Raw genomic sequence first — 11,597 nt, 5'->3', positions numbered from 1 at the left:
TATTCTATTCCTTCCAAACCAATACGCCTGCAGGTTCCAGTACTTTTTCTCCCACCAAAATTTTAGCGGCGGAAGGTAAACTCATGTCATACCTGTCAGAAGAATAATTCACCGCTACATAAAATCCATCGCGCCAATAAACATATATGCCCGGTGGATAATTTTCGACGTCGGCGCCGGCTTCCTGATAGTTATTCTTCAGTATTTCCTTTTCCAGCTTCATATCGTCGGTCACCGCGCCAATGTATGTTACCGCGCCTTTACCGATATTTCTTTTTACAACAGCTGCAGTGCCTTTATAGAATTGATCATTGTAGTTGGCCAACACTGTGGTGTTATCATCAGGCTTCAATAAATCTGCCCAGATATTCCAGGAGTAATGATTTTGACCAGCCAGCATATCACCTTTACTATTTGGCGGAATCATATCTGTTGTGGTAATGTGAGCACCAATTAAGTCAGATAGCGGGGCCGCTGTTTCTCCCTCCCAAAAATGTCCATTGCGGTCCATAGTGGCGGTACGGCAGGTGATAATTAAATGCCCTCCCTGCTCCACATAATGCGTCCATTTTTTAATTAATTCCGGGTCAGCCATTTCATAGGCGGGAATAATGACTACCTTGTAAGCTGACAAATCTGTTTTTTCATCCACCACATCTACAGGAGCGCCAAGAGACTTCGCCATTTCCAAAAACTTCACCGGATAGTTCCAGGAATCCCAACGTACATTTTGCTTCTGCCGATCGATGGTCCAATAGTTCTCCAGATTCCATACAACGGCGGTTTTCCGTGCCGTTAACTTTTGTGGTAACTGCGCGCCTGGTTGATAGTGTTGACGTAGTTCCCGTATCTCTCTGTTAAACTGTATATATTCTATGCCTCCTTGCGAAGGCGTTACGCCATCCGTTTTAATAACTGCAGCATGATACTGTTCTGACCCATACAAAATCTGACGAAAACGGTAAGAACACGCAAGCTGGCCACCGGCTGCAAAACTGTGATACAACCACATTCTGACAGCGCCAGGTAACAGCAGGGAGGCTTGCCCTGCCCAATTGGTGGGGCCTGGTTGCATTTCCATTACACCGGTCACTCCTCCTACTGATTTATAATATTCAGACGCAAACAAAACCGTCCTGCTATCTCCTAGTCTGAAACCCAAACTCCCCATGTTGCCAGCGCCGCCATTGGGGTAAGCAGTATAGGTGGCGAAGTCCATTTTCCTGGTCAGCCGTGGATTGGCCAACGGAGAAACGGCTGTATAGTTGGTAGTGACATACTGATTCGGGGTAATATATTTTCTTAAAACAGCCGCCTGAAAATCGAGAAAATCGGCCTGTTCATCTGCAGAATATCTCTTCAGATCCAGCAAGGCATGTGGGTTATTTCCCCACCAGTTTACCAATGTGATATTGGGTATCACAATCTGGCTAAACCCGTTGTAACGCTGGCTCCAGAAAGCCGTTCCCCAGGCGGTATTCAGCGCCTCAATAGTTTTATACCTGCGTTGCAGCCATTTCCGGAATCCTGCCTGTGCAGAAGGACTATAATCAGTTTTGGCATCCGGCTCATTATCCAGCTGCCAGCCCACCACGGTCTTATTCTGTCCGTAGTGCTTCGCCAATTCCGTTACCGCTCTTTCTACAAAAAATCTATACTTTTCATTCGCATTGGAGCCAAGGCCTCGTGTGCCATGTTCGCCGCGAATGTAATTGCCATACATTAAATAAGTTTCAGGATATTTATCCCGCATCCAGGCCGGCATGGTGGCCGATGGTGTACACATCAGCACTTTCAGGTGATATTTTTCGCAGAGAAGGATCACTTTATCCAGCCAGGCAAAATCAAATTTCCCTTCTTCGGGTTCCAACCTGAACCAGGCAAATTCTGCCACATGTACAAACTCGTATCCCATGTCGGCGATCTTCTTTATATCCCTATCCCACTGGCTTTCATCCCAATGTTCGGGATAATAATAGATGCCCGTAGTGATCAGGTTCTTTGCCGGAAAAAAGGGACTGGTCTGCTGCGACCTTGCACTTAACCCTACCATTAAAGTTGCCATCAGCACAACTATCATACTTTTATTCATCTAACCATTATTTTCATTATTAAATCTCAGTCACCTCATTTCTGCGTATGACGAAAATGGCAGCGACTCATATTGGCTTCATTACTGCGACAAATCCACCGCGGCGAAGCATTTCGACTTCTACAGAACTGGATTTATCGACTACCAGATACCGGGTTGTAAATGCTTTATCGTGCTTGCCATCGCTTATTAGTGTCAGCTTATATTTCATCCCTTCCGGCAGAAAGCTGAAATTTATCTTCTCCTTCTTCTCAGACATTTCGGCATTAATGCCGCCAATAAACCAGGCATTATTTTTACGACGTGCCATCACTACCTCTTTACCGGGATAACCAGCCAGTAACCGGGTATCATCCCAAGCCGCAGGCACTTCCTGTAAAAATGTTTTGGCCGCATCGGGCAACTGATGATAGCCCTCCGGACGGTCGGCCAGGTGTTGAATGCCGGATTCAAACACCACACTCAGTGCCAGTTCATGGCCATAGGACGTAATATGTGGAAATTGAGAGTTAGTAAAGGTAACAGGTGTGTAATCCATGGGGCCTACCACATTGCGGGTAAAAGGTAGAATGGCATTATGTGATGGCATAGCCAGGGTTGAATTAGGGTCATAGTTATACCATTCTGCTCCACGTACGGCTTCATGCGTCATCAGATTCGGATAGGTTCTTGTCCACCCCCTCGGTACCAGGCAACCGTGGAAATAAACCATTATTTCAAATTCAGCGGCATCTTTCAGGATATCGAGATAATATTTGATCATATCCTGCTTCTCGCTCTCAAAAAAATCAACTTTTATACCTTTAACACCCAACTTCTTCAATTTTGTAAATTCCTCCACTCTTTTTTCATGTGTTAGCATCCTATCGCGGGGTGTCGCGCCAACATCCGTATGAGGGCCACCCGAATTGTACCACATCAACGGTTTCACACCTTTTGAATGAATGTATTGAATGGCATCCTCCAGGTTTCCTCCATTACCCATGGCATCCCATTCCCAGTCGAGCAAGGTATAGGGCCAGTTCATTTCCGCTGCCAGGTCGGCAAACTCACAAACAACTTTATAATCCATGGTACCATGATTATGGGACCAATAATTCCAGGAAGCAACTCCTGGTTTAATCCAGTCGGTATGCTTTACAACAGAAGGAGCGGCAACATCATCTGTCAATGTAGATGCCACAACATCCGCAAGTGAACCAGCCATGATTACGCGCCAGGGAGATTCCCAGGGCAACGTAATGGTAGGTTGTGATGCACCCTGTCCTTTTCCATCTCTCTGATCCGGAAATGTCAACTTGTAAGTGGATTCATCCTTTGTGTTACTGAGTTTCGTACCACAATAGGTTCCTGTTACATCGGCTTCATGTAACAGGAACCAACCTGCATTATCTTTTAACTTAAAAAGCGCCGGATAACACCATTGCTGTTTTTGAATGCTGCTATCACTCATGTAAGTATAAAATTCTTCATTCGGCGTATTCCATTTTTCCATCCACCGGCTTGTTTCTTTTGGAATGGCGTAAGCAGTCAGTTCATCCTTTACCACAAACGTCCCTTGCTTTTCGGGAAACGCATAACGGAAAACAATACCATCGTTGTATGCTCTCACAACAACATTCATTTTTGCTTTGGAAGGGTTCTCGAAAGAGATGATTACTTCATTTCCGTCGTTGGTACAAACTGATCTCTTACCATGTAATGCAGTATACTGCTCGTGAATTAACCTGGATTTACCTGCGTTAAGAAACTTTAGTTCCTTTGAAAATTCCTGGTCGTTACGCACCAGCCCAATATCAATACGAGGAATCACTTCCACCATCTTTCCCTGATTATTGTAAGATGCTTTGAGATACCATCCTCCCTCCTTGTTATCCTGAGTAGAAAATAAAGCAACACTGATCCGCTGATCCGGCGATTGCACCGTTACCTTTTGAGCCAACGATGACAATGCGCAAAAAGAAAAAAAGGAAAAAACGCCAATCGAAAATTTCATATTCATCATGTTTGTACTTAATAGTTAATTACCACCCGCTCTGAGAGCATTCATCGTGCGTTGATCAAGCACTGTATTATTACGTCTGTCCAATGCGCCACCAGTATCCCAATAAAAGGGTTTTACGCCGTTGGCAATTGCCTGTTTGGTAACATAGGTCAGCCAATAATCCACTGCATCATTATGGGTAGCCAGATCTTTGGGCACATACCTGCTGTTGCCACGTCGGTAGGTGCCGTATTCTCCCAATAATACGGGGATCTGCTTGTCTGTAAATTTCGTTTTCATGAGAGCGAAGGATTTATCTACATCGCTTTCTTCACCCCAGGTAGCATTTCGTTCTGGCTCAATGGTAGAATGGTGGCCAGCGCCCCAGTAATAAACCATTTTACCCCAGGATGCATCCCCATCCATCAGAATACAGAACTGGGGAGGAGAGTAATAATGCACCTCCACCATCAAACGGTCTTTCACGATATCCGTAGGAAGCGTATTCATCATCTCATTACTTTTTTCAATATTCGTTGATGGTCCCTGCACCACCAATGCCCGGTAGCTGTTGCGGCCTCCGGTAGACCGGACTGCATTGACGAAAGTTTGATGATAGCCGGCGAGAACAGCCATCTGTTCTGCATTCTCCACAGCAGGTTCGTTGGCACTGGCAAACATCAGGTGTTCATCAAAATCACGCATCCGGGTGGCTATTTGTTCCCAGAATGCTTTTTGTTTTGCATTGACAGAATCCTGTTTTACCTTGCTGATATTATTCTCCAGCCAGCCGCCGTCCCAGTGAATATTGAGTAAAACATACATATCGTTATCCACGCAGTACTGTATCACTTGTTTTACGCGGTTCAGCCAGTCATCCTGGATCTTAGCAGTAGCTTTGTCGGAGAACTGATTCCAGGCGCAAGGCAGCCGTATGGCGTTAAATCCCTGCTGCTTGATAGCCTTGATATAGCTTTCCGTGATCAACGGATTTCCCCACGCGGTTTCTCCGCCAATAGCTTCTAACGTATTTCCAATATTCCAACCGAGCTTGAATTTGGCCGCCAGTTGTACAGCATTGCTTCCCATGCCGCTGGCATCCGCCGGTGCCGGTGAAATATTGTAGCTGGGATATAAGCTGCTGGCTTGCTGGATATTCACCCGGCGTACCTGGCTGTTTCCCGCGTTCACTTCCAACACGGTGGACCTGCCTGCTCCGGTAGCATTGACAGTTGTGGTGATATGAACGGTCACATTCCCACTCTTGCCAGTTGTCTGGCTTACCTGCAGCCAGCCGGAAGCGGAATTACTGATGGTCCAGTCCACATTACTGGTAACAGCTATATCCTCCACACCTCCCTCCGGCTGAAAAGTAATGGCGGATGAAGACACCGACAACGTAGGTGTAACGGTACTCTTTTTACTGCAGTATGCAAACGCTACTGCAAACATGACCAGTCCAAAAGTTGCATACCACCTGCTGATTTTCATATTCATATATTTGGTTAAAGTGATTGACATTATTTAATTTTCACCACCCTGATATTATCAATGGCAGCCTGTAAACCGCTGGCTGACGGAGAACCGGAGAAATTTTTAGTGCGGATATTTATTGCCTGCTTATCCGTTCCGCCCAACAAAGTGGTAAGGTCAGCCGCAGCTGTACCTTTACCCTCATTAGTTCTGAACAGGGATAAAGGAATCGTTACGGTACGCCAACCCTTTGTGGTAAAAGGCGAAACGGCAGTGCCCTGCCATGGCTCATATCGGGCCATATAGTCATATGAGTCCCCTCTTACTACATACAAAGAAACACCGCTCCATGCCGTGGGTACATTGATTTCAAATTTCACGGCATAATCAGTAACTGGTACGTTTATGCTGTCGGCAGGAAGCCATTGAACTTTTCTGATATTGATGCTGCGCGCCCCGTCCCACCAGCTACCATCGCCAGCCGGCAATATGCCGCATTTCATAACGGCATAGTAACCTCTGTTGCCTGGGAATGCCGTGCTGCTGTTGTCAACGCTGGGCCCCCAACTAAGTGAATCGATGTCATCAAAATTGCAGAGCATACCCGTTTTAACATCATTTACGTTATAAGGAGTAGTAGCAACACCTGATTTAGTGGTCACCACTAGAGGCCCGCTTTGGGTTACCTTTGGCAATACAAACCCTACAGATGTGCCCTCATTGACTTCCGCAAAATGAGTAATGGCAGCACCGGCGAAGGTGATATTTTTTATAAAAAATAAATTCAGCCCGGAGATGTAAACGGAGTCACCTTCGATGGCATTCTCGTTGGAGATGTTGGTGATAGAAGGTGGTGGCGCCACAATGCCGAATGTAAATGTAGTGGCTCCCTGCCGGGTAACGTAGTGAATGGTATTCAGGGTTTCCGCAGGTATAGAAGGAAACGGTATTATTGCCGGTACCAGCACCGCTGCACTGGTATCAGAATACATGATGCTGCTGACGGAAGCCGGTACCCCATTGAAAGATATCTGTACGGCATCTTTTAAATGGCGCCCAATCAACACTACCCATTGACCGGTAGTGATAGTTTGCACCAGGGTATCGGCCGGAGAGGCCGCGTAATTCCTGACACTTGTTATTTCCGGCGCTGCGCCTGTGGTATCTTTCTTACAGGCAGATTGCACAAAGGCAAACAACACGGCAAGCGCTAAAAACGGTAAACTCTTATATGATTGATGGAAGGTTACTTTATTCACGGTATAATCATTTTAGTTGTTAGAAATATGATACCGGTGGTTCCAGTAGTTTCGGATTGGCAGTCACCTCTGAAGAAGGGATGGGGAAAGTAAAGCTTTGAATAGTGGGTGGAGTAATCACTCCCCAGGGAGCTGCAGGTGTTAAAACACCGTCTGGCAGCGTAAAATTCACGCGTGTTTCACCTCCCAACAGGTCAATGGCTTTTTTCGGGTTATAATAAGATAACCGCACGAGATCTGTCCAGTATTGCCCCTCTGCCGCCAGTTCAATTCTTCTTTCAATCCGTACGCTGTCAGCATCTATTTTCGGCGCAGGCAGCATTCCTGCTCTCGTACGCACTTTGTTAAAATACAAAAGCGCATCACCGTTGCTCGTGGAAGCATTGTTACCCAACAGGGCTTCTGCATACAGCAAATAAACATCCGCCAGCCTTAACAAAGCATTGTGCTCTGTAGAAGAGGTTAAGTTCATGGTAGGCGCGCTATTATCCTTGTTGGTACCGATAATATGTTTTTTCAATCCAGTGTTTCCGGTAAACTTAAATCCTCCGCCTGCCGCATTCAATTCGGGATAGTAGTCACCGTTGATCATAAAAGTAGCTTTACGCCTTACGGAATCGCTGGTAGCATATAACTTGTACATATCAACAGTTGGCCCGATAGCAAACCAACCCGCTGAACCATTAGCTGATATTTCCGTACCGCCGGAGGAATAAATCTGTAACATGTTACCTTCCAGCCAGCCACCACCCGGCGCCCATTGTAATGCAAATAATGATTCGGGGTTGTCATTAAACTGGGTTTTAAAAAGATCCGCATAGTTAGTGGCCAATGCCAGCCCGCTATTCTTGCACACATTGCCGGCATATTTTGCGGCGCTATCGAGCAACTGCTGATTTCTGCTGCCTTTCTGATTCAAACCGGCTGCTGTTAAATACACTTTTGCCAGCATACCTTGTGCAGACCAGGTAGTCACTCTTCCTGCAGCATCTGCAGTAGGAAGATGTCCGGCGGCAAATGTCAGGTCGTTGATCGCGAACTTGTATACGTCTTCCGTTTTTACACGGTTAATCAGCGGAGAAATAATCAGCTTGCTGTTATCCTCAATAACAGGAACAGCGCCCCATTGCACCGCCAGATTATAATAGGCGAATCCACGTATAAACCGGGCTTCTGCAATAGCGGCATTCTTATCTTTATCCGTAATGGTGTTAGGGGCTTTTTCCTGGATGGCTTTAATAGTCACATTACAATGTGCAATGACTGTATACATCGCCTTCCAGTTGGCAATCATAATGCCATTCATACCGGTAACGGTAAACGTATTCAACTGCACCGCATCTCCCCAGTAACCTACGGCCATATTTCCGCTCAACACATCTCCAACAGGTAAATAACAGTTATAATTCCAGTCTGCCCAGGGTGTGCCGGCATACAATGCAGCGGTTGCCAGCCTCAGGTCACTGGTATTCTGATAAAAATTATCGGCACTTATTTGTGACAATGGCGGACGATCCAAAAAGCTTTTGGAGCATCCTGTCATCGCTATGACTATTAACAGGAACGCAATTATTTTATCCAATATTGATCTCATAACTTTTATATTAACAGATGAATATTTATTTAGTCAGTTTAATGTTAGCACCAATGGTAAATACCCGTGGCTGCGGATAATAACCACCATCTACGCCGGCGGTCAATGGGTCCCATGAACCGATTTCCGGGTCCATGCCTTTGTAGTTGGTAATGATGAAAGCATTGGAAACATTGAAGTACACTCTCAGGTACTTAATGTTGGCTTTTGATATCAGGCTTTCAGGGAGTGTATATCCTAAAGAGATATTTTTACATCTCAAAAAAGATCCATCTTCAACGAACTTATCAGAGTTCCGGTTATTATCATTGGTGTTATCATTTCTGATACCCACAATCCTCGTATCCGGATTAGTCACCCTGATATTATTAATATCAGTGGCGCTTCCCTTTGGATCAATTAAAGTAAGTTTCGCATAATCCAGTAGTGCCCTGAGGTATCCATAGCTCGTACCCGGATATTCCCCGTTTATACGCATTTGGTTATATACTTTGTTACCAACGTTGGCAGCAAAAAATATATTCAGGTCAAAGTTTTTATAAGAAAAAGTATTATTGAATCCAAGCTGGTACTTCGGTATAGGTGATCCCAAAAATGTTTGATCACGTTCATCAATCACGTGATCACCATTAAAATCTTTGAACTTCAGGTCACCGTACCAGATGCTTCCACCGGAAGCGCCTACTGGTAACGGCACGCCATTTTTAGTTGGCAAAGCGTGGGTTTTGAAATCTTCTTGTGTGGCAAATACACCACCATCAATCACGTATCCGTAAAACTCTCCAATAGATCTGCCCACCACAGTTTTGCTATATTGTCTGTTCAGCGAAGCACCGTCGGTATTCAGTTTTAGTACCTCATTAATATTGCGGGAAACGGTGACATCTGTTTTCCAGGTGAAGTTTTTCCTTTTAATGTTGGTAGAACTGATTCTGAAATCGAAGCCCTTGTTGTTAACAGTTCCTACATTCACGTATGGGGCATCCAGTGAACCGGGTGAATAGCCAATAGAAGTACCGGAATATAAAGGCAAAGGAATCTGCAATATCAATCCATCTGTTTTACGATTGTAAAAGTCTACTGAGAAATTTATTCTCCAGCTGAACAGTGTACCATCCAGACCTATATTCGCGTATTTTGTTTTTTCCCACTGCACATACGGATTACCTACATTTTGCGTCAGCTGTGCAATCCCTGTCAGCCCGGTAGCTACAGTAGCGAGTGTAGAGGTATAGGCATAGTCCCGGATGTTTTGATTATTCGTTAAACCATAACCCAAACGCAGCTTTAACTCATTCACATCCTTCACCTGCTTTAAAAAATCTTCATTATTCAACTTCCAGGCAAAAGCACCCGACCAGGTAGTCACCCAGCGGTTATCCGCAGCAAACTTTGACGAGCCATCCCCCCGGACATTGGCGGTAAAAAGGTATTTGTCATTGAGGCCAAAGTTGATGCGGCCGAAATACGATTCCTGGGCATTTTGACCTTTGCTTCCGGAATTGGTAGCAGTAGTAGGATCTCCACTGCTGATGACCTGCACATTATTAGAAGGGAAATTATTTCTTGCGGCATAGGAATTTTCATTCGTACCCAATTGCGCTTCATGTCCTAATAACACATTTACATTGTACCTGTTTTTAAACAAATGGGAATAGGTCAGAAAATTCCTAAGCGTAGTATAGGAGTTTTGGGAAAAACTATACGATCCACTGTTGGTATTATTTTTTACCAGACCAAAGGTATAGGAAGGATTAAACCTATCTTCTGTAGCCATGGAAAAGCTTCCTGTTACTTCGTTTCTCAGGGTGAGGTCTCTGGTAAAAGCTATTTCTGCATATAAGTTGCCAAAAAGCTGGTTTCTCTTGGCCTCATCTTTATTAATAAGGGCAATGGCATAGGGGTTTACCGTACTATTCACCCAACCGTTGGGATTATAAGCACCGCCCCAGCTGCCATCGTCATTTTTCACCGCTATATCTGGCGTTTGGCTTAATGCGGTATTAATAACATTGGAGCCGGTAGCATTTACATTCTCTTTGATATTTACCAACTGTAGACTGGTACCTATTTTCAGCCAGTCCGTTGTTTTATTGTCCAGATTCAATCTTAAAGATATCCTGCGGAAATTGGACCCCAGGGCGATACCTTCCTGGTTGAAATAAGAACCAGACAACAGGTATTGTGTTCTGACATCGCCGCCACTAACGGTAAGCGTATGGTTCGACATGGGGGCATTTCTGAAAAGCTCCTTCTGCCAGTTGGTACCATTGCCCAGGTATTTGGGATTCACAAATTCCGGACGGGTATCAAATCCCCAGCCCAGTCCTGTGTTCCTCTCATTTATAAATGCAGCATATTCCCTTAAATTCATCAGGGGTAACCGCTTTGGTATTTGCTGATAACCGGTGTACATATCGTAGGTAATGCTGGGCGGCGCCACCTGTCCCCGCTTCGTGGTGATGACCACCACCCCGTTCGTTGCCTGGGAACCATAGATGGCCGTTGCAGATGCATCTTTCAATACATCAATTGATTCAATTTCAGAAGGATTAATACCGGCCAGCGGGTTCACACCGGTGCCTAAAGTGGCGGTACCGCCGATAATAATCCCATCAATGACATACATCGGTGAACTTCCGCCAAAAGACGACAAGCCCCGGATCTGTACAGATACAGCTCCGCCAGGCTGACCTGAAATTTGCTGGGCTACCAGGCCCGGCACTTTTCCCTGCAGTGCCTGATCAAAAGTGACAGGTTGTGTTTTACGGATTTCATCACCGGAAACAGAAGATATGGCGCCGGTAACATCAGGGCGTCTTACTTTGCCATAGCCAATCACAACCACATCTCCCAGTTGCGAAATATTTTCGGTTAATGCCACTTCAATGGAAGTGCTTTTGTTAATTACAACTTCTCTTTTTTGATAGCCTATGATGGAAATGACCAATGTATTTCCGGTAGCAGCATCGATGGTAAACTTCCCGGCTTCATCTGAAATAACGAAACGGCTGGTATTTTTTATGGTAACAGTAGCACCAGGGATAGGTGAGGAATTGTTTTTATTGACAACCTTACCGGTTATCTTCATTGTTTGTGCATAAAGTGGGGTGCTGGAAAGGAATCCCAAAAGGATACCCAATAGCGGTAGTATTCGCAAGCGAATCATTTTGGTTGACTTCATGTTGATTTTTT

6 protein-coding genes are annotated in these 11,597 nt (G+C 45.1%); all 6 read right to left on the bottom strand.

Going from position 1 to position 11,597, the window contains the following annotated elements:
- Positions 1-4: 4 nt before the first annotated feature.
- The 6 genes from AC1DFM_RS11895 to AC1DFM_RS11870 all read right to left on the bottom strand — a co-directional run bounded on the left by AC1DFM_RS11895 (position 5) and on the right by AC1DFM_RS11870 (position 11,586).
- On the bottom strand, positions 5-2,092 hold the full coding sequence (locus tag AC1DFM_RS11895) for a beta-galactosidase (protein ID WP_477076948.1): 2,088 nt from the start codon (positions 2,090-2,092) through the stop codon (positions 5-7).
- Positions 2,093-2,159: 67 nt separating this feature from the next.
- Positions 2,160-4,088, bottom strand: coding sequence for a glycoside hydrolase family 97 protein (locus AC1DFM_RS11890; RefSeq protein WP_477076947.1), 1,929 nt, complete (start codon positions 4,086-4,088; stop codon positions 2,160-2,162).
- 24 nt (positions 4,089-4,112) lie between these two features.
- A complete protein-coding gene (locus AC1DFM_RS11885; RefSeq protein WP_477076946.1) occupies positions 4,113-5,567 on the bottom strand; it encodes a cellulase family glycosylhydrolase in 1,455 nt (484 codons plus the stop codon).
- Between the two features lie 29 nt (positions 5,568-5,596).
- Positions 5,597-6,808, bottom strand: a complete 1,212-nt coding sequence (locus AC1DFM_RS11880; protein ID WP_477076945.1) for a glycan-binding surface protein — start codon at positions 6,806-6,808, stop codon at positions 5,597-5,599.
- Positions 6,809-6,827: 19 nt separating this feature from the next.
- Positions 6,828-8,402 carry a RagB/SusD family nutrient uptake outer membrane protein gene (locus tag AC1DFM_RS11875; RefSeq protein ID WP_477076944.1) on the bottom strand — a complete coding sequence of 525 codons (1,575 nt, stop codon included), beginning with the start codon at positions 8,400-8,402 and terminating at the stop codon, positions 6,828-6,830.
- A gap of 25 nt (positions 8,403-8,427) precedes the next feature.
- Positions 8,428-11,586, bottom strand: coding sequence for a SusC/RagA family TonB-linked outer membrane protein (locus tag AC1DFM_RS11870; protein WP_477076943.1), 3,159 nt, complete (start codon positions 11,584-11,586; stop codon positions 8,428-8,430).
- Between the last annotated feature and the right edge of the window lie 11 nt (positions 11,587-11,597).

It is taken from the genome of Chitinophaga sp. 05T412 (assembly GCF_056396465.1).
The sequence above is the reverse complement of the archived record's forward strand: the minus strand, read 5'-3'. Positions and strand labels throughout refer to the sequence as shown.

What these genes read in the sequence shown, in the direction of transcription:
- AC1DFM_RS11895 (WP_477076948.1), bottom strand. Translation starts at nt 2,092, where the DNA reads ATGAATAAAAGTATGATAGTTGTGCTGATGGCAACTTTAATGGTAGGG.
- AC1DFM_RS11890 (WP_477076947.1), bottom strand. Translation starts at nt 4,088, where the DNA reads ATGAAATTTTCGATTGGCGTTTTTTCCTTTTTTTCTTTTTGCGCATTG.
- AC1DFM_RS11885 (WP_477076946.1), bottom strand. Translation starts at nt 5,567, where the DNA reads ATGAAAATCAGCAGGTGGTATGCAACTTTTGGACTGGTCATGTTTGCA.
- AC1DFM_RS11875 (WP_477076944.1), bottom strand. Translation starts at nt 8,402, where the DNA reads ATGAGATCAATATTGGATAAAATAATTGCGTTCCTGTTAATAGTCATA.
- AC1DFM_RS11870 (WP_477076943.1), bottom strand. Translation starts at nt 11,586, where the DNA reads ATGAAGTCAACCAAAATGATTCGCTTGCGAATACTACCGCTATTGGGT.